This is a genomic window from Vibrio sp. A2-1 (genome assembly GCF_021728355.1).
Taxonomy (GTDB): Bacteria; Pseudomonadota; Gammaproteobacteria; order Enterobacterales; family Vibrionaceae; genus Vibrio; species Vibrio splendidus_K.
The window spans coordinates 1,388,522-1,409,773 of record NZ_JAKKCO010000001.1; the positions used below are offsets into that span (position 1 = coordinate 1,388,522).

The 21,252-nt window shown below is 45.7% G+C and carries 13 protein-coding genes; 3 read left to right on the top strand and 10 right to left on the bottom strand.

All coding sequences use genetic code 11. From position 1 onward, the window contains the following. The first annotated feature begins 258 nt into the window (after positions 1-258). Positions 259-2,643, top strand: a complete 2,385-nt coding sequence (locus tag L3V33_RS05845) for a M4 family metallopeptidase (RefSeq protein ID WP_237289910.1) — start codon at positions 259-261, stop codon at positions 2,641-2,643. A gap of 143 nt (positions 2,644-2,786) precedes the next feature. Continuing rightward, positions 2,787-4,337, top strand: coding sequence for a M28 family metallopeptidase (locus tag L3V33_RS05850; protein WP_237289912.1), 1,551 nt, complete (start codon positions 2,787-2,789; stop codon positions 4,335-4,337). Positions 4,338-4,468: 131 nt separating this feature from the next. Here L3V33_RS05850 and lhgO read toward each other — a convergent pair whose 3' ends face one another. The 4 genes from lhgO to L3V33_RS05870 all read right to left on the bottom strand — a co-directional run bounded on the left by lhgO (position 4,469) and on the right by L3V33_RS05870 (position 10,784). Then, positions 4,469-5,692, bottom strand: coding sequence for an L-2-hydroxyglutarate oxidase (gene lhgO / locus L3V33_RS05855; protein WP_237289915.1), 1,224 nt, complete (start codon positions 5,690-5,692; stop codon positions 4,469-4,471). A gap of 25 nt (positions 5,693-5,717) precedes the next feature. Then, the gene (locus L3V33_RS05860) at positions 5,718-7,895 is read right to left on the bottom strand and encodes a TRAP transporter permease (RefSeq protein ID WP_237289917.1); all 2,178 of its coding nucleotides are present in this window, start codon (positions 7,893-7,895) and stop codon (positions 5,718-5,720) included. Between the two features lie 213 nt (positions 7,896-8,108). After that, entirely contained in the window at positions 8,109-9,122 is a 1,014-nt protein-coding gene (locus tag L3V33_RS05865) for a TAXI family TRAP transporter solute-binding subunit (RefSeq protein ID WP_010432072.1), read from the bottom strand. Between the two features lie 318 nt (positions 9,123-9,440). Continuing rightward, entirely contained in the window at positions 9,441-10,784 is a 1,344-nt protein-coding gene (locus tag L3V33_RS05870; protein WP_145563432.1) for a sigma-54 dependent transcriptional regulator, read from the bottom strand. Positions 10,785-10,992: 208 nt separating this feature from the next. Here L3V33_RS05870 and L3V33_RS05875 point away from each other — a divergent pair, with 208 nt between their 5' ends. Beyond that, positions 10,993-13,068, top strand: coding sequence for an ATP-binding protein (locus L3V33_RS05875; RefSeq protein ID WP_237289919.1), 2,076 nt, complete (start codon positions 10,993-10,995; stop codon positions 13,066-13,068). 120 nt (positions 13,069-13,188) lie between these two features. On the opposite strand, the gene L3V33_RS05880 is transcribed toward L3V33_RS05875, so the two are convergent. The 6 genes from L3V33_RS05880 to L3V33_RS05905 form a co-directional block, all read right to left on the bottom strand. Next, complete coding sequence (locus L3V33_RS05880) at positions 13,189-15,639, bottom strand: family 20 glycosylhydrolase (protein ID WP_237289928.1); 2,451 nt, start codon at positions 15,637-15,639, stop codon at positions 13,189-13,191. Between the two features lie 127 nt (positions 15,640-15,766). Further along, positions 15,767-16,402: a bifunctional 4-hydroxy-2-oxoglutarate aldolase/2-dehydro-3-deoxy-phosphogluconate aldolase gene (locus tag L3V33_RS05885; protein WP_237289930.1), complete on the bottom strand. Its 636-nt coding sequence runs from the start codon at positions 16,400-16,402 to the stop codon at positions 15,767-15,769. Between the two features lie 19 nt (positions 16,403-16,421). Then, positions 16,422-17,390 carry a sugar kinase gene (locus tag L3V33_RS05890; RefSeq protein ID WP_237289932.1) on the bottom strand — a complete coding sequence of 323 codons (969 nt, stop codon included), beginning with the start codon at positions 17,388-17,390 and terminating at the stop codon, positions 16,422-16,424. A gap of 130 nt (positions 17,391-17,520) precedes the next feature. Then, positions 17,521-19,035, bottom strand: a complete 1,515-nt coding sequence (locus tag L3V33_RS05895; protein WP_237289934.1) for a sodium:solute symporter family protein — start codon at positions 19,033-19,035, stop codon at positions 17,521-17,523. A gap of 205 nt (positions 19,036-19,240) precedes the next feature. Next, positions 19,241-19,633, bottom strand: coding sequence for a RidA family protein (locus L3V33_RS05900; RefSeq protein WP_004732497.1), 393 nt, complete (start codon positions 19,631-19,633; stop codon positions 19,241-19,243). A gap of 139 nt (positions 19,634-19,772) precedes the next feature. Further along, positions 19,773-21,206: a D-aminoacylase gene (locus L3V33_RS05905; protein ID WP_146455192.1), complete on the bottom strand. Its 1,434-nt coding sequence runs from the start codon at positions 21,204-21,206 to the stop codon at positions 19,773-19,775. Between the last annotated feature and the right edge of the window lie 46 nt (positions 21,207-21,252).

Consider the following 21,252-nt stretch of genomic DNA (forward strand, 5'->3'; position numbering starts at 1 on the left):
ACAGATCAATTTACCTAGAAATCTTAATTTCCAACAAAAAATAACACCTAATAAAATTGTCATGATTTTATAAATAAAACCTATGAGTGCGTTCAAAAATAAACAGAAACGATAACTATCTGTAAATACGAGAAATATAAGTTTCATGAATAAAAGAGATCATTGCCATGCTACTAATTAATTAGATCGAATGATGTAAATTCGTTGTGATAATTTTGTTACGTTTTCATGGATTTTACATGGAAAGAGAAAATAACAATGAAAATGAAAAAGCGTTTAGTTGCCGTTGCTATAGCCAGTGCTATGTCTTTATCAGTACATGCAAGTGAATCAGTTAGCATCGATCAACCGATCAACTTTACTAGCTTTTCTGGGTTGAACACTCAGTTAGGCGTCAGTAACGCCTCTAGCTTTAAGATGGTAAAGGAAGTTAACCTCAAAAAGCGTGGTATCTACAAAGTTAAGATCCAACAAAACATCTGGGGAACACCCGTTTGGGGGCATTACCTAAATGCCACCCAAAGTGTACAAGGTGGCGCACTTAAGTCTGTTCAAGGCAACTACCTTAAAACGACGACCCTAGAGCGATCTTTTGTTAAACCATCGATCAACAGCTCTCAAGCAGTTGAGCTTGCGAGTAAAGATCTTAAGGTTCAGGGCTTAACCAGCAAATCTCTAGACAACGTACAACATGAGCTGTTTATTTATCAGGGCGCATCTAAGCAAGGAGCTGATAAACAAGGCATTGGTACACAAGGGGCAGATAAAACACGCCTAGTCTACGTTATCTCTTATCTCGTTGAAGGCAGCGAACAGCCGACTCGACCATTCACCATGCTAGACGCGCACACTGGCGAAGTTATCGACCGCTGGGAAGGTATTGCTCACGCACAGATCGGTACAGGCCCTGGTGGTAACGAAAAAACAGGCATGTACGAGTACGGTACCGACTACCACTACCTTGATGTGGTAGAAAATGGCACAGAGTGTGTCATGGAGTCGGAAAATGTTGTCACCGTTGACCTAAATGGCGCGACAGACGGCGAGACCACTTATAGCTACGAATGTCCTCGTAACGAACATAAAGAAGTGAACGGAGCCTTCTCTCCACTCAACGATGCGCACTACTTCGGTAACATTGTGTTCGACATGTATAAGAACTGGTTCGACACTGCACCACTCTCTTTCAAACTCATGATGCGTGTTCACTACGGTAACAACTACGAGAACGCATTCTGGGATGGCAAGGCAATGACCTTTGGCGATGGTGAAAGCTTCTTCTATCCACTTGTTAGCCTAGACGTGTCAGCGCATGAAGTGAGCCACGGTTTCACAGAACAAAACTCAGGTTTGATTTACGCTAACCAATCCGGTGGTATGAACGAAGCTTTCTCTGATATGGCAGGTGAAGCGGCAGAATACTACATGAAAGGCACCAACGACTGGATGGTCGGCCGTAATATCTTTAAAGGCGACGGCGCTCTGCGTTACATGGACGATCCATCACGAGATGGTTCTTCAATCAACAACGCATCTGAATACTACGATGGCTTGAATGTGCACTACAGCTCTGGGGTGTTCAACAAGGCCTTCTATCATCTTGCAACCACGCAAGGTTGGGATACAAAAAAAGCATTCGAGCTTTTCGTACTATCCAATCAAATCTACTGGTCTGAAAACAGTAATTTTTGGCAAGGAGCTTGTGGTGTGAAAAACTCAGCAACCGACCTTGGTTACAATGCCGATGACGTTGTGTCTGCGTTCGCTCTCGTAGGTGTTACCCCATGTGCAGAGCCACCACTGCCGCCAGAACCGGAATATCAACGCCTTGAAAACGGTGTTGAAGCTGCGGTTGCTGGTGAAACCGGCTCAAAAACTTACTTCGATATCGAAGTACCAGAAGGCCAAGACAAGCTAACGATTGATCTTGCTGTCTCTACTGGTGATCCGGATATGTATGTCGGTCTAGATTATGCGCCAAGCTCTCAAGAGAATATTTGTAAGAGTGAAAGCGTAACCGATGAAGTATGTGTGATTGAAAACCCAACAGCTGGTCGCTACACGGTGAACATTCTGGGTTACTCAGATTACGCAGGTGCAAATCTGAAAGCATCGTACGAATCAGGCAATGCTAACGTACCGCCAGTTTCTTCTTTCGAACACACCATTGTCGGCAAAGAAGTCGAACTGCGCAGCACAAGTTCGGATAGCGATGGTCAGATCGTCTCTTACCAATGGAACCTTGGCGATGGCAACACACAAACCGGTGAAGTGACTCGTTATACCTACGCTGAAGCTGGCGACTACGTGGTGACTCTAACCGTGACTGACGATGCAGGTGTTGCAACATCAACAAGCAAGTCGATCACGATTGAAGGTGACTCAGCGGAAGGCTTCCCACTAAAACTGAAGTTTGGTAACAAAAACCCGAATGGCAAAGCTCGCGTTAAGCTGGCATGGGATTACGACACCAATGACTACTTCGTGATTAAACGTAATGGCAAGAATGTTGGTGCTACAGACTTCAACTCATATGTCGACAAGTTCCGTCACAACGGCACAGTGGATGTGGAGTACCAAGTGTGTACCTCAAGCGATATCTGTTCAGAAACCAAGCACTACCGTTTCATTAAAACACAGTAATCGATAGTAAATTCAGGGCTCCGAAAGGGGCCCTTTTCGCGGTTATCTGTTTAGAAAATGAAACATCTACACAAAAACATCCACGCACTAAACAAAATTCACACCCATCAACATAACAATACTCACCATAAAAAGGACGACAAATGGCTATTCAAAAAAGCATGCTAGCTTTGGCTGTACTCGGAGGCTCTTTAGCCTTAATCAACAGTACTTCGGCTTACGCATCCCTAGGCATCACACCACCAGCGAACGAAGAGGTTTGGATCACCACCGATGCTGACGCACAGCATATAATGACTCAGCATGGCGCAACGGTTTATCCAAGCGTGACTGGAAACAAGCATTCCATCGTCGCGAAAATCAACCAGAAAGAGCTGGCGAAACTATCCAGCCACATGCATGAAGAAACTCACCGTTGTGGTGGCTACATGGTGCACGAAGACAAAGCAAGTGCACTCAAAGCCGCAGCGATGCCACTGACAATGAACACCTTCGAAAAGCCGGTGATCAGCCATCAAGACACAGTGAACGATCTACTCGCTCAGGTCGAGCCGAACAACATGGTCACGACCATTGAAAATCTAACCAACTTCACCAACCGTTTTTATACTACTTCTACAGGTGTCGCTGCTTCAAATTGGCTTTTAGAGCGTTGGGAAACCGAGATTAAAGATGTACCGTACGCATCTGCACGCCAGATCACGCATGCCGAATATCCACAAAAATCCGTTGAAGTGACACTGCTTGGCGCTAAATATCCTGAAGAGATCGTCGTTGTTGGCGGACACCTTGATTCGACCGTTGGATCTTGGACAAGCGAAGGCACCATCTCACCGGGAGCCGATGATGATGCGTCTGGCATTGCAACGGTAACAGAGTCGCTTCGCCTGATGATCGCCAGTGGCATTCAGCCAGACAAAACCATCAAGTTCTATGGCTATGCTGCAGAAGAAGTAGGACTGCGTGGTTCACAAGATGTCGCTAACGCTTTAAGAGACGAGCAAGCAAACGTTGTGTCGGTGTTGCAATTAGACATGACCAACTACAACGGTTCAGCGCACGATATCACCTTCATCACGGACTATACCGACAGTAACTTAACCGCCTACTTGAGCGAGCTGATCGACACTTACGCTAGCGACATCAGTTACGGTTTCGATGATTGCGGCTATGCCTGTTCTGACCACGCCTCTTGGCACAATGTTGGCTACCCAGCTGCCATGCCATTCGAGAGCATGTTCAATGATTACAACCCAAGTATTCATACCCAGCACGACACGCTTGAGAACTCAGATCCTACGGCGACACACGCGACCAAGTTCGCCAAACTGGCCATTGCTTACCTTGTCGAAACCAGCCTTGATTCACCCGTTGCAGACCCTAAAGAGCTGCAAAATGGCGTGCCTGTTGAAGGACTTACTGCAGGATATGGTGAAGAGCAGTTCTTCACATTTACGACTCAAAGTGCAGGTCAGCTAACGGTAACATTAACCGGCCCTCGAAGTGGCGATGCCGACCTTTACGTGAAACACGATGGCACTGTATCGAAAGCGAGCTACGATTGTCGTCCATACCAAAATAGCAGCAACGAACAGTGTGTATTGAACAAACCAGCCGGTGAATTCAACATCATGGTGCATGGTTATCGTAACTTTAACGATGTCACCATCGTCGCAACCTTCGTTCCTGATTAGCTTTAAGTTTAGTTGCTAGCAACTAACTCGAGCAAACACGGCTAAAACTAAAAATCCGCGAGTTCGATCCTAAATAGAATGGAGCTGACGGATTTTTTATTATCTTCGGAGAAAAGTTCGATCAATGATCTTCAGTTATCACAAGCCGTCTTTTTCATCACCTTGCCACAAATGTATTCGCCAATCGGCATCGCAGAAGTCGCTGCAGGCGATGGCGCATTACACACATGCAAGCTTCTTGGGCTTTCTGCAAACAGGAAGTCATGAACCAAAGTGCCATCTTTGAGTACCGCTTGGGCACGAATGCCTGCTGGGTAAGGTTTGAAATCTGATACCGTAATGCTCGGGCAATATTTGTTCACTAACTTTAAATAGCCCGGTTTCCACCACGAGTTCTTAAGCTCGACCAAACCGGTTTTCAGATTATTCGCAGTCACTTTCCAAAAGCCCGCAAAGCTCAGCATCTGCCAAGTGTCCTTGAAACTAAAGTTAAGCTTGCCATAACCTTCTCGCTTCCAGCCTTGCACTGCATTTGGCCCTACTGTTACGGAGCCATCAATCATGCGTGTTAAATGCACGCCCAAGAAAGGCAGTTCTGGGTCAGGGATCGGATAGATAAGGTGATTCACCACTTGGTTGTGTTTGGCGTCCAACTGATAATATTCACCGCGATAAGGGACGATTTGGAAGTCGGTTTCAATGCCAAGCATACTGGTCATTCTGTCGGCCATCAAACCAGAGCAAGTGATCAAGAATCGGCTGTTCAGTTGTAGAGTTTGACCATCTACTTTGCACGTTAACTGCACTTCATCTTCTTGCTCATCCGCCATGATCACTTCTGTGCCTAGACTGAGCTTGCCGCCCGCCTCAACAAACTCTTGAGCCATTACTTCGGTGACTTTTTTGTAGTCGACGATGCTGGTGGTTTTGACATAAATCGCGCCCAAGCCCGTGATGTTAGGCTCGGCAAGTTTCAGTTGCGCTTGGTCCAACAAATCGACATCAATGTCGTTATCATGACAACGTTGATAGAGCGCATTCATGCGCTCGACTTCCTGCTCATTGGTCGCGACCAACAGCTTACCGCAGTTTTCGACTGGGATATCGTGTTGGCTGCAAAAGGCGATAGTTCGCTCTACGCCACGCTTACAAAAATCGGCCTTTAAACTGCCTGGAGCGTAGTAAACACCCGCGTGAATCACACCGCTGTTGTGGCCAGTTTGGTGCTGCGCGAAGCCACGCTCCTTTTCGACTAAAAGGATACTTTTATCAGGGTGAGCTTGCTGTAATTGCCATGCCGTCGACACACCAACAATGCCACCACCAACGATAATATAGTCGTATGTTGAGTTCATAATATTCCTACATTCAATCCTTTAATTATAGGGAAGACGCGACAGTGTTAGACCCGGTTTGAGGTGACTTTTTTTCCTCACTTTCTGATTCCTTTTTCACTTGATTAGCATCGTATTTACGACCGCTGTAGATAAAGATGCCAACAAAAATGGCAACACATACCAAACGGATCACGACTGAAACATCAGGCCATACTAGAGCTATACCTATCGCAACCAACACTACTCGAGTAATAATATTAACTTCGCTCTCTAGATAACCTTCAATCGCCGCGATAAACGCGTAAGTACCAATAACAGCAAAGCCACCCGTGACTAAAACGGAGGTCACATCCCAACTTACCAAGTTAGTGTAGGCAATCAACAATGGTACTAAATACAAGCCTTTGGCGATCTTCCATGCCATTAAGCCCGTTCTCATCGGGGGTGTTTTAGCAATGGTTGCAGCCGCAAATGCAGTTAAACAAACAGGCGGAGTCACGTTGCTGTCTTGCGATAACCAGAAAATAATTAAGTGAGCCGAAAGCAGTGCGAGGCTGATTGCTTCTAAGCCAAGGCTCTGTTCAAGCAGAGTTTCCACAAAATCAGCAGGAACCAACGCAATCATCTCTTTCGCCGTTTCCAACGCCATCGGTGCGTTCAATAGATCAAGCTTATCTGGCGCAGCCAACATAAAGATGGCTTTAGCTTGCTCAGGAAGCTGCCCTGACACTAACAAGTCGAGCAGCTGACTTTCAGCAATCAATTTATACAAGGCAGGAGCAGACAATGTTCCCAACACAATATAAGCCGCCGTTACTGGTAACCCCATACCCAGAATCAAAGATGCCAGTGCGATCAACGCAATCATCACCAGTAACTCGCCATTCGCCCAACTGTTGATCATCAAAGAGAAGGTGTTACCAATTCCCGTAGTGCTAATGACATTAACAACTAGACCAATACCAACTAATAACACAGCCGTTGTCGCCATGTTTTTTGCGCCTTGAGACAAAGCTTCAATGATCGCTTTCGGTCCCATTTTGTGATTTTTAGAGAACCATGATGCCACCACCACAGAAAGAATCGAAATACCCGCAGCGTAAGTCGGCGTAAAGCCTTGAACGAGCAAAGTCACTAACACGGCCAATGGGATCAGGTTGTGCCAACCCGACAGCAATACCTTTAACAAAGGTTCACAGCCAGAGGTCACCTTTTGTACACCACTACGCTTCGCTTCAATACGTACGAAAAAGGCCACAGACAAAAAGTAGATAAGCGCAGGAACAAAGGAAACCGCAATAATATCGACATAAGGGATCTGCGTGTAAGAGGCCATGATGAACGCGCCCGCACCCATCACAGGTGGCATCAGCTGCCCGCCAGTAGATGCAGCCGCTTCAACACCTGCCGCGAAACGCGAAGGGAAACCTGCCTTTTGCATCAAGGGAATACTGATCACGCCCGTCGATACTGTGTTTGCTACGCTCGATCCGGAGACAGAGCCCATCAAGCCGGAGCCAATAACGGCAATGAAACCAGGGCCACCAATCACTTTGCCCGCCGCGGCACGGGATACATCAATAATGTAGTCGCCGACACCAGATCGAACTAAAAATGCGCCAAATAGGATGAACATGAACACGAAGGTCCAACTGATTCTTGAGATCGAACCAAACATCCCTTCTGATGAATAAAAGCTTCGATAAAGTAACGTCTCAAGGCTTAAACCCGGAAAATGAAAAATACCGCTGGTCCATTGTCCCCAAAGCACTACATAACTTAAACACACTAAGATAAGCACTGGAATGAACCAGCCCATAGTGCGTCTAATCAGCTCAATGACGATGGCAATCGCCAAGATCGAGAAAAACCAATCACTAGCGATAAATTTTACGCCTCGGTCATACAACGCATCTTCGGCAAAGGGAATATAGATAAGGCAAGCTAAAGCAGCCAAGGCAATCCCAATATCGATAGCTAATGCTATTTTGCTTTTTTTAAGCGAGACATGGGCGGGATACCAAAGTGCGCAAATGATTGCGAAACCAGCAAAATGCGTCGCCGAAACCCAAAGCTCTGGCAAGGTAGATAAGGTATTAAACCAAATATGTAGGAGGGAGAGTATCACTCCCATTGTCGTTATTGCTTTGCCTACCCAAGGGAAATCTGTTCGGGTAGGCAATTCGAATTTTTTCAGTTCCTGCTGCAGCGAATCGCTCATAGAAAACTCCTGCTCTCCACAGCCAAACGCGCAGAGAAAATCCATAAAGTAAGGTGGTGCGTTTTCACTTCAAATAATCGAACGAGTCGGAGACGGTCAAATCAGACAAAGTAGCCGAAACAGATGAAAACGCACCAAGCAATTAATTAACGCGAATATTCAGTTCACGCCAAATAGCGAGTTAAAGATAAATGGCTAATCGAAGACAAAGGGTTAGTCGACGATCAACTCAGAAGGGATTTCTATGCCCACTTCTTTATAGTAACGAGCAGCACCTGGGTGAAGCGGAACAGGAAGGCCTGCGATCCCTTTCTCAAGTGCCATTGCTTTGGTTGCTTTGTGGATACCTTGTAGGAAAGGTAGGTTTTCATAGATAGCTTTGGTCAATTGATACACATCTTCTTCAGAAATGTCTTCACGAACCGCTAGGAAGTTAGGTTGGGCAATCGTAGTAATTGGTTTATCGACACCTGGATAAGTGTTTGCTGGGATCTCATACTTGGTCCAAATATTGTAATCACCATTCGCTTGTTTGATTTGTGCATCGGTAAACGACAAGATTTGAATATCTTCACCCAGTGCTGCAAAGGCTTGCGTCACCGCACCAACAGGAACACCAGCAGGCGTGTTCATACCATCAATTGTGCCATTTTGTAATGCGCTCGCACTGCCACCGTAACCCATAAAGGCGAGTTTAAATTGTTCTGGGTCCACGGATAAGCCTTGCATGATTTGACGACCTGAGTTTTCAGTCCCAGAGTTCTTCTTACCGATAGAGAATTTCTTACCGTTTAGGTTCTCTAGATCGCTTACCGTACCTGTTTTTGCTAGATCTGAACGCACAATAAAGTGTTCTACGTTTTGCCATAACATGGAAACTGAACGCAGTTGAGTTTGTCTGCCAGATTTCTCATATGGCCCCAAACCCTGCCAAGCCCAAGCACCATACAAACCTTGTAGAATGGCGAACTGAGCTTCGTTCTCGTTCAACAACTTTACGTTCTCACCCGAGCCCGCAGAGCTAATAGCCGCTAAAGAAAAGTGCTGCTTAGGCGCAAGCTTAACTTTACTCAATGTCGCTAAGGCCACACCTACCGGATAGTAAGTACCACCCGTTGAGGCCGTCGCTAAAATATAGCTGCGATCCTCTTCAGCTGACGCATTACTGATAAGGCCAAGAGAAGCCATTGCTATCGCTAAAGTTTTAACTAGCTTGTTGTATTTCATTGTTACTCTCCATGTAGGGTTATTCACGTTATATTTTTGTTAACAACAATCACTAGATAGCAAGCACAATGCCAATTTTTAAAATACTGTTTTTATTGAAATTTATTTTAAAACCCACCTAAAGTAAGCCATTTTTTGCTTATTTCACTACTAATGAGTAAGCTATTTTTTGCTTATCCAAAGCCGCAGTTAACATCCCCTTAAAGGTGGTCAGGTCACATCATGTTATATTTATGTGATCAATGTTTATAAAGTGATAAATATACGATGAGCCATTTATTGCTCATCAATATCCAATAAACACGACTGTCAAACCGATCATTGAGAATCGACGTAGTCACTTCGATTCAACGCATAACGCACCATCTTTTGGTTCAATGTTCGACGAGGTAAATCCAAGTCTTGCATAACATCATTGATGCGACCTTGATAACGAACTAAGGCATCATGAATCACTTTCCGTTCAAAGCTCTGCACTTGAACCGCCAACGGGATGCCTGCCGTTGTGGACTCTGTGACAGAATTAGGACGACACGCCAAAATATCACCAACGGTCAGGCTTTCATCCAGCGCAAAACGAATCGCAACATTACGCAGTTCACGCACATTGCCCGGCCATGCATACGACAACAAGGCATAGCGATCGGCTTCACTGGCCGCTCGGGTTTCGCTGTTCGCTTCTTGAGTGAAGTGTTCAAAAAGGATAAGAGCATCGTCTTCTCGTTCACTAAGGGGAGGTAAATGCAGTTGAGCAACGTTCAAACGATAGAAAAGATCTTGGCGAAAGTCCGGATGATTTAAAAGGTCGCATTTCGAAGCTGAAACTATTCTTAAATCAACATGTTGCTGTTGATTACCACCGACACGCTCAACAACATTGTCTTGTAAAGTACGTAGCACTTTGACTTGCATCGACAACGGCATACTTTCTATTTCGTCAAGAAAGACCGTACCTTTGTCGGCAAATTCAAGCTTACCAATGCGTCGTTTAGCAGCACCAGTAAATGCCCCGGCTTCATGACCAAACAGCTCGCTTTCAAATAGATTCTCTGGAATCGCACCACAGTTTAGTGGCACAAAAGGATGAGGTTTACGCTGACTAAATTTATGTAAACAAGAGGCAACGAGCTCTTTCCCACAGCCAGTTTCACCATAAATGATCACGTTGGTATCAATTGAAGCGACTTTTTGTATTTGTTCTCGTAATGCACACATCACTCTGCTGCGGCCAATCAGAACTTGTTCAATGCCCTTCAGGTTATCCAAATAGCTTTGACGATTTATCCTATCTTGACCACTTTGATGTTTATCTACCGCTTCCGATACCGTTTGAGACAAACGCTCTGGATCGAACGGCTTTTCTATAAAATCATACGCGCCTTGCTGTAATGCCTTAACGGCCATATCGACATCACCATGTCCGGTGATCAAGATAACAGGTACTTCTGGCACCAAATCTTTAAAGCGACTTAACAGTTCAACACCATCAATATCAGGTAAGCGCACATCGCTAATGATGGTCTGAAAATCACCTTCCACGACCGCATCTAACGCGTCTTGTCCAACCTCAAATGCGGTGACATCGAAGCCTGCCAACTGCAACCATTGGCTGGTTGCTTGACGCACAATTGCGTCATCTTCAATCAAAGCAATACGTTGCATGATCTCTTCCCATCGCTTACACCTAAATAATATCGACCACGGTATGTAAAAAAGCCGCAGACTAAAAGGAGCTAGCTCCCACTTTGAATAACACTCCTTTAACAGTTTTATAATGTTTGCTAGCTTCAATTTGTTCCAGATTCAACCTTCCATGTGGTAATAAAACGCAGCTTTTCAACTCAATAATTTAAAAAGGATTTAATCAAGAATGGTTAACAAAAATCGATATTGGTTGTTCCTGTTTGCCTGTTTATTGATTGGTTTAGTTCAGGTAACCACCAAAAGTGGCATAAGCCAATGGAAGCTAGAACAAGCTCAGCGTTACGCAGAACAGCGCTTCCTTGGATACATTGCCGAAGCAAGACGCACGCTCAAACGTTTTTACTATTTGCCTTATCTCGTGACGAACGATGAAACCAGCGTGCGTTTTATTGATGGTGACATTCGCCTCCAAAAACACATTAAAAAACAGCTGATTCAGTTAGACAAAGCGGCTAACACCAAAGGATGGTATCTACTTTCCGCAAACGGTGATTTGCTTGTTTCTAGCGTAGAAAGGAACAAACTCAGTAAAAAAAGCGCCAGCACTATTGTGTCCAAGATCCACCAGCAAGGCGGTGCGATCTCCCTAGTAACCAAAAATAAAGGCGTCACACCCGATTATTTTATTGCTGCACCCGTTTATCGAGCATCCGATGTGGTAGGCATTGTTGCAGTACAAATTGATTTATCATTACTGATCGACCAATGGTTTGCCGATGGTGAAGCCATCTTGTTTCAAAACCCTCGCGATCAGTTTTTTCTATCGAGTGATCACCGATTGAATGCAGATTGGTTCAATGAAAATTTCACTTCACAACCGCTCGCTACAAAGCGTGAGCTATATGACCAAACCCACATTCGAGTATGGCGACTGAAAGATAAAGATTACCTTATTCAATCCATAAAGTTAGACGACCTCAATTGGCGCTTAACCTACCTAACGCCGTTAACCAGCCTCAACCAAACCACAAGTTGGATAAGTTGGAGCGTCGCGGTAGGTTGTCTGTTCATTCTGTTATTGCTGGTTATTCTTTATCAAAGACGTCAGAAAAAGCTCAGCAATTTACGAATACAAAAACTCATCGAAGAGTCGGAAAAGCGTCTGTCTGGGATGATCAATAAAACGCACGTTGGGCTAGTGCTGATCGACAAACATGGTCATATCCATGATATTAACCTCATGGCCAAGAACTACTTCTCACTATCCGATTCAATGATCAGTAACATCAAAGCTTGGCAGTTATTTGAGGCAGGCAATCCAAATTCAACCACCTTGCAATTGCTTCAGAACCTAGATCAACACCAAGAACTGGCCGAAATAACCAGCGTCGAAACCATGGCAAGGCGCAGCGATGGTAGCTACTTTCCGGTACTGTTCTCTATAAGTGCCTTTCCTTGGCATGCGACCACTTATTATCTGTGTACCGTGATCGATATTAGTAAGCGCAAAAAAGCAGAAATTGCAGTGCAAAATGCTAATAAAACGCTTCAACTACGTGTAGAAGAGCGAACACAAGACCTGAAAGACGCACAACAAGAACTGGTTGAATCAAGCAAACTTGCCGCACTAGGGCGGATGTCGAGTGCGATCACTCATGAGCTCAATCAACCGCTTACTGGTCTAAAAACCCTGCTTTCAAGTAATCAACTACTGATGGAAAGAGGCGAGACCAAGATGTTGAAAGCGAACATGGACTTAGTGATGAGCCTCATCGACAGAATGGCCAACATGACCAGTCAATTGAAGTCGTTCGCATTTAAAAGACTTGAGAAGCCCTATCCAGTTTCACTGACTGACGCACTGCAAGAAACCCTACGAATTCACCAAGCCGAATTAGACAAAATCGATATTCGCGTGCGTGTTGCTTCTAATATTTCGATGGTGATGGGAGAAGAGGCGCGACTTCGTCAAGTGCTTGGCAACCTAATCAGAAATGCTGTGGACGCTACGCAGAATCAAACACCCGCGACCATTGTTATCAGCGCACATACCGATCAACAACGTGTGATCATCAAGGTGCAAGATAATGGCTGTGGCGTGTCAGAAGACCAACTCGAAACCATTTTCGAACCCTTCCATACCAACAAAAAGATGGGCGAAGGCTTAGGACTCGGGCTGGCTATAACAGCAAACAATGTTCGGGATATGCAAGGTACCTTGATAGCGAAGAACAACCCAGACCAAGGCATGACATTCACGTTAACGCTACAGAATATTGATAGTGATAGTGATTATAAGTAGCCGCTTACATAGAGTTTAGAATTCCCACCTGGTTGAGAAGCTAGAACTAAAAAACCGCCCACAGAGGGCGGTTTTGATTCACTTGTTGGCGTGTGACTTATTCGCTAATCCGTTAACGGCTTACTCAGCTAACTGCTTCAACAGTAGCTCTGTCGGACGAACAATCGCGATGATCGATTCGTCGTAGATCTTCGCTGAATCAGACAGTATCGCTTGGTAGGCATTCGCATCTGATGCTCTAACTTTTTCACCCGCTTGTGCTTTAGCAATCAAGGTTAACGCCAAGTCTGCGACTTCCGCCGTTTTCTCTGCGACAACCACAGTCTCTACCGAAGATACGTTGCCAGCGAAGACAGTTTTAGCCGCTAGTGCAGCCGATTTTGCTTTCTGATAATGCTCAGCAAGTTGCTCAAGCGCTTGTTGATTACCCGTCGCAACGTCGTTGACCAAATCTTGCATCTCATACACGGCGTAGCTTTCCACTGGTAGCGCATCAACAAAGCGGTTTAGGCGCTCGTATTGGCTGTATAAAGTGCCCTTAGGTTCAGTCGAATTCCACTTCTCCCAGTTGCGCGCGTAGTACTGTGCTGGCTCGGTGTACTTGGCAAGCACGCGCAGGTCGTGAATATCCTGCCCTTTGGTAATACGTTTTAACAGCATGTCAGCGTCCGCATGATGACGTAGGCCAACCGACACTTCAGACCATGTATCCATCGCTTTCATGCGCTTGTACATGCTGCGCTCGTCCGTCAATTCCGCATCAGACCAGAAACGTTCTGCAATTGCATAGCTGCGTGGCCATAGGTAGTTTTCGACCGTGAGGCTGTCTTTGTTCTCTAGCCACATGGTGATCTCGCCGCCCAAGATAAGCTCTTTTTCTTTATCCGTTAATTCTGCTGGGTAACCACCATTCGGTTCAGGAATCACGCTGCCTTCAACATCACTGCTCGCAATCACTTCACCAGTGGTTGGCCAGCGCACGTTACCCACCAGTTGATAACTGCTTTCTGCAAAACCCTTTAGATTTAGGTTTAAGTTGAACTCGGTGTACGACATGAAGTTATCGAAGTGGCCAACAAAGGTTTTGCCCGGCACATAATCAAGGATAAAGATCTCTTCGCGAGACTTACCGTTGTAATCACTGAAGGCACGGAAAGTACCGTCTTTCGCTTCAATGATGGTCAGTGTTCCCTTACGTGGGCCGCCTTTTGAACGTGGCTTTTCCCATTGATACGTCACGAATTTTTCGCCACTGTGCAGCTTATCGTCAACAGTGATACCGCTTGGCATTGGGTCATTGCGATAATGGTAGCTAGTCGGCTGAGGTTGATCTAGGTAGTAACCCGTAGAAAGAATACCTGGGTAGCCCTCTTTCGCCGCACGGCCAATGCTGTCGTGCCCTTGCCAGCTTTGAATCACGATCGAAGTCGGCAGATCTTTATGCCAAATCTCATCCCAACCCGTCATCTTCTTACCGCGCTCTTCGAGCATCTTCTCGACTTTTACGTTGAGGTAAGACTGCAGACCACGTTCGCCATCGATATTGTTCTCTTCAATGAACTGTTGGTGCTTTTCGCTGTTTTTCCACTGCGCATAATTTGGCTCATCGCCACCAATGTGGAAGTACTCATCAGGGAACAGCTCGGTCACTTCATCAAACACATCACCAAGCATCTCATAGACTTCTGGGTTCAGTGGATCCATGAGCGGTTCAAACACACCCCAGCCACGTTCTTGTTCGTAGCTTTGACCTTCACCACCAGACATCAAGCGTGGGTAAGCGTGAGCAACCGCAGAAGAGTGACCCGGAAGAGACACCTCTGGAATCACACGAATACCAAGGTTACGCGCGTATTCAACTAGGTAGCGAACTTGGTCTTTGGTGTAGTAATTACCATCAGCGGTTTCAGACCACAGACGCGGCCATGATTCGGTTTGAATGCGAATGCCTTGATCGTCCCAGAAGTGCCAATGGAACACGTTCATTTTCGCCGACGCCATCGCATCTAACTGACGAATCAACACATCGAATTCAATAAAATGACGTGACGTGTCGTAAGAAACACCACGCCAGCGGAAACGAGGCTCATCGACAATCGTAACAGCAGGAATATGGTAACCAGTTGCTGTGGTTTCGACGAGTTGTAAAAGGGTTTCGATGCCGTGAATAGTGCCGTATGGGCTTGGAGAGCTCAGCGTGATTTGTTCACCCTGAGTGGTAATTTTGTACGACTCTACAGAGTCGATGTTTTGTACTTCAGATTTTGGTGCTGCGTCGATATCTATGATCAGGTTCGCTTCGCCTGCACTATCCACCTGCCAATTTAGAATCGGAACACCTGTCTGACGCTCAAGGCGATCAATAAAGCGTTTCGCCGTGTATTCAACACGATCAGAATTAAAGCCTTTGATGTAAACCTTGAAGTTACCGTCGACCTTAACTTGTCCAGCTTGCAGCTCGACCGTTTGCGGGTACGGCATTAAATTTAGATCGGTATTTGGAGCCATTGCTAACGCCATTGGGGACACTACTGAACCTGAAATCAATAGGGATAATATAGTTTTTTTCATTATTAGTTTTCCTATATAAATATGGTTCTGTTTTGTTTCTCGGAGGCGATTCACAAAACAGAACCATCAGCCACTGCTATTGCTCGTTATCTCTCATTCGAAAGGTTGTTATCGCTAGTTCAAAAGCTTATTGCTCGTTAACAAGAGCGACCGCTTCACGAACCAATACTGCAATCTCATCCCATTGCTCGTTCTCGATCATCTTTGGCGACACCATCCAAGTACCACCACAGCACATCACGCGATCCACTGCTAAGTAGTCATTCACGTTGTGTTTACCGATACCGCCCGTTGGCATTAAAGACACATCAACATATGGCGCTAACAGAGACTTCACCATGTTGATGCCGCCAGACGCTTCTGCCGGGAATAACTTCAAGAAGTTAAGGCCAAGCTCTAACGCTTGCTCTACTTGGCTTGGGTTGTTTACGCCCGGAACGATTGGCATACCGATTTCTTGGCAACGTTTTACGGTGTTTGGGTTCAGGCCCGGAGCTACGATGAATTCGCTACCCGACTCTTTCGCAAGATCGATCTGCGCTGGCGTTAACACTGTGCCAGCACCGATACACATCTCTGGGTACGCATCGCGCATCGCACGAATCGCGTCTGCTGCCGCTTCAGTGCGGAATGTCACTTCAGCAACTGGCAGGCCGTTTTCTACCAACACTTTTGCCAGTGGAATCGCGTGTTCAACCTTGTTGATTTGGATAACAGGAATAACTTTGAATTGCTTAAGTTTGTTGATCATTTCTTGAGACATAATAATTCCGCTTTTTATTTTATTTTTTAATCAGTTGGCTCATAGCGCTCACGGGGATGATTGCGCCAGAGTATTGAATAACGATGGAAGCCAGTTGGTGGCCAAGTTCGGCTGCGTCGGTGGCGCTCTCGCCAGTAAGACGCGCAGCTAAATAACCCGCGGCGAATGAATCGCCCGCCGCGCAGGTGTCGACCACGTTAGAAACACGAGTCGCTGAGACATAACTCTCAACAATGTTGCCCTGTTCAACTTGAACAATCTTGCATGGTTCACAGCCACGTTTGATGACGATCTCTTGGCAACCCAAACGCAGGCAGCGTTGTTGAACGCTCTCTGAGTTACCCCAAACCAGCAGATCGTCGTCTTCAGTAATCAAGGCGATGTCCACCAGCGGCAGTAACTTGGCGTACCAATGTTGAGCTTGCTCGGTGCTCCAAAGTTGCGGGCGATAGTTGTTATCAAAAATCACCTTGCCGCCTTGGTTTGAGAACACGCTAATGGCTTTGAATAGATGCTCGCGAGAGGCATCATCCAAAATCGCGATACTGATACCGCTGATGTAAACCGCATCGACTTGCTTCTCTGTCAGGGCGATTTCAAGCTTATTCAGGTCGTCGGCTTGCTTGTTTAAGTTATCGATTTGAAAGTAATATTTGACTGCCGCGTCGTTGCGCCAGTAGTGAAAGTGTCGCTCGCCTGTCTCGTCGGTTTCGACCATGTACAAGCCGGGTAGCTTGTTTGGGATGCGTTCGACGAAATTGGTTTGAATACCTTCTAACTGCCAGCTATCAATCATATTTTGAGACAGTTCATCACTGCCAAGACCTGTCGCGTAGTGCACAGAGAGGTTTTGATGTTGAGTTAAGCGAGAAAGGTAAAGTGCGGTATTGAGCGTGTCACCGCCGAATTTTTTGGTTAATGGAGAGCCGCTGATTTCGACCATGCACTCGCCAAAGAAAGCAATATTGAAGTTAGAAGATGCAGGCATAGCAGATCCTAAAATAGAGATATAAATGGGGAAGAAGGCCCTACCGAGAAGCAGAGCCTGAGCTAGCTAAACCACTCCACAGCTTGTTGTACTGAATTTGTTGTACTAACTAGCTGTGGAGCGTTTTAGATTAGCTTGTTTGATTTGCAGGACGTTGAGAAGACGCGTCTTCTTCAAGCACACCTGAGTCTGACAATTCCATCTCCATCAGAGCACGCTCGTCATCAAGAATTGCTTTCGCCATTTCTGGTGTTACTTGATTAGCCGGAGTACATAGGCTTACCAGCACACCAGCCGTTAGAGCCACTAGACAAGAAGGAATCACAGGGTTACCCCAGAAAGCCGTGTAGTCTGCGTTTAGCATTACGACAAATGAAGCCACAGATGCACCCGCTAGCGTAGCAAGCGCACCCTGCCAGTTGTAACGTTTCCAGAATCGGCCCAACATACCGCACACAAACATGCCCGACATTACGGTTGAAATCATTTTCGTGATGTAGCCAATGATGTCGTTTGATGTCAGTGCGAACAACAGTGCAAAACCAATCACCACAATCAATGCCAAGCGAGAATAGTTCACCATTGACTCTTTGTTTGGTACGCGGCCAGTGAACATCACGTAAACATCACGCAGTAAGATAGACACACCAGCTATCGCATCTGAACTTGCGCTCGACATGGTTGCAGAAAGACCCGCGATAAGAACAATCATGCCAACACCAACCGGAAGAACCGTTGCTGCAACATAAGGGAACGAGTAGTTCGGATTATCCAATGATGGATCAATGGCATGTGCTGCCATACCAATGATTGCAGGGATGATTGAGAAGAAAAGATACAACACACCCGATGCAACAAATGAGCGACGAACGGTTGATACATCTTTACCCGAGTAGATACGTTGACGGAATGAAGGCGTAGCTAGTACACCAACACCAATAACCACAGCCAGAGACACAGCTGGAAGAAGACCCAGTTTATCGATTGCTAAAAAGCTCGTAGCAGCAGGGTCCATCGCAGCGTAAAGGTTATCCATGCCGCCGATGTAATCGACTGACATTACCGCCATCAAGATGAAGCCAGCAAAAAGAATGATAGCTTGAATGGTATCGGTCCACACAACCGCGGTGTAACCACCGATCACCACGTAAATAGTGAATGCCGCAGCAATAATGATTTTAGCTAGGTTGAGATCGATGTCAGCAATCCACGCTAGGTACATGCCGCCACCTAGAATGTGAGCGCCCAGCCAACCAATTGAAGCGACAAAGATCAGTACGCCTACAACGTTTTTCACGATGCGGTTAGCGCCAACATAGTAAGCCAGCTCTTCACTCATGGTCATGAAGTTCAATTTACGAACCGGAGCAAACCAAAGTGCAAGTAATAGGATGCCTATCGCACCACCAATGCCGTACAGTGCACCTGCCCAGCCATTTGCGTAGCCGAAACCAACCGCACCCATACTTGAACCCGTACCAACCATCGTCGCTACTGTTGTACCAAGTACTAAGAACATAGGTAGGCCACGGCCACCTAATAAGAAATCTTCGCCAGATTTTTGATTACGCGAGACAAACCAGCCTAACCAAATTAAAAATAATACGTACACGCCGAAGCCTGTAAGAAAAAGTGTGCTGTTCATTTGACACCTCTCAGTGAAATATTGAGTTCATTCTTGAACTTTATTTATGATTCATTCATTTTATATTTCATATAATTACTTTATTGGTTTTATCTTTTTTAATTAAAGTAATTTTTATAAATGTAGGGTGAGAGTATTAAAGGATAATAACAGGGATGACTAACCCCTAATACTCTCTAAGTAGGTAATTGTGATTAGGTTATTACTATCCGCGATCGGCGCGGTAGCAAGTCACATCTACTTCAACCTTCACGTCTACAACTAAGTCGCAAACCATGCAGATACGAGCCGGTGGGTTAGCACCGAAGAACTCTTTGAATACCTTATTAAAAGATTGGAAGTAACGAGAATCCGTTAGCACAACCTTTACGTGCATTACGTCTTCTAGGCCGTAGCCCGCTTCAGTCATGATATCGACACAGTTTTGGATCGCTAGGCGAGACTGGTCAACAATGCCACCCTCAACCACTTCACCATCTGTCATCGGTGTCTGGCCAGAAACGTATAGGAAACCACCTGCTTCAGTTGCACGTGCAAATGGTAAATGTTGTCCGCCTGTACCTGTACCGCCTTCAACACCGTAACGTTTAATAGTCATTTTTTAACTCCACTTATTTATAGATAATATTGGGTTTATAGATAACATTGGCTTTATAGATAAAACAGTTTCTATTCCAATATATTTAAATTAATTCGCCGTTTTTATATCCATCTGAATTTAATAAATAATTTAAATTCTAATTTCGGTAAATAAAAACGCCTGAATGATTATTTCTTACTTTTCCTTGCTGGTAAGTTAACTCACCATTTACAAATACACTTTCTATTCCTTCAGCAACTGAAATAGGATTTTCAAATGTTGCTGTGTCTTTAATATTCTTTGGATCAAATAAAACTAAATCGGCAAAGGCACCACAGCGAACTTCGCCTCGGCCGGCTAAGTTGTAACGCTGAGCCGACATTCCGGTCATCTTGTGAATCGCCTCTGGCAACGAGAACAGTTTTTCATCTCGGCAATAGTGGCCTAGCACTTTCGGGAAGGTGCCCCACAATCTTGGGTGTGGATGCGGGTCATTAGGTAAACCGTCTGAGCCGACCATGGTCAGTTTGTATTTCAATACGCGCTTTACGTCGTTCTCATCCATGCAGTGATAAACCGCACCCGCTGGTTGAAGCGCTTTTGCTGCGTCCATCAGAGGTAGGTTCATTTCATCAGCAATCTGCTTCAGCGTTTTGCCTGCGTGTTCTGGTTTTGCTTCAGACCAAGTGATGAAGATGTCGAAATCGTCGGTCACTTGTTTCAAATCTAATGTCGAAGAGCTCGCTGAGTATGGGTAGCAGTCGCAAGACACATCTTGGTGCTCAGAAACCTTGTCCATTAAGTCGAGTACTTCAACAGTTCTGCCCCAGTTACCTGCACCTGCACATTTAAGGTGTGAGATAACAACCGGTACTTTCGCGTATTGTCCTGTCTCAAACGCCTCTTCCATCGCGCTTAAGATCTCTTCAAACTCGGTACGCATATGCGTGGTATAGATGCCGCCGTGACTAGAAAGCACTTTCGCTAACTGCATCACTTCGTTGGCATTCGCTTGTTTCGCGCTGGCGTAAGCCAAACCCGAGCTCAAACCTAATGCGCCTTGCGCCATCGCCAAATCAAGGTTGGTCTGCATCGCTGCGATTTCGTCTTCGCTTGCAGTGCGTTGCAGGTCGTCCATCACTTGGTTACGCAATGTGGTATGGCCGACTAACGCTGCAACGTTTACTGCGGGTTGAGCTTGCTCTACCGCTTGTGCATACGCGGCGAAAGTTGGGTATTTAAAGTCAGCTTGTGCGCCTAATAGATTCATTGGGTCAGGTGGATCGCCAGCCAAAACGGTTGGTGATGCGCTGATACCACAGTTACCAACAATCACGGTTGTGACACCTTGGCTGATCTTAGGTAGGCAATCTGGGTAACGAATTACATTGGTATCGTCATGTGTGTGTACATCAATAAAACCAGGAGCCAATGCTAAGCCCGCTCCCTCAACCAACTGGCCACAATCTTCATGATCGATTTGACCAATTTCGGCGATTTTTCCATCTCGGATTGCTACATCGGCACAAAACGATTGTTCGCCGGTGCCATCAAACACCTCTACATTTTTAATTATCGTATCGAACAACATTTCTCACTCTCTCAATCCACTGTGTTGATGGAGCTATATTAGAAAT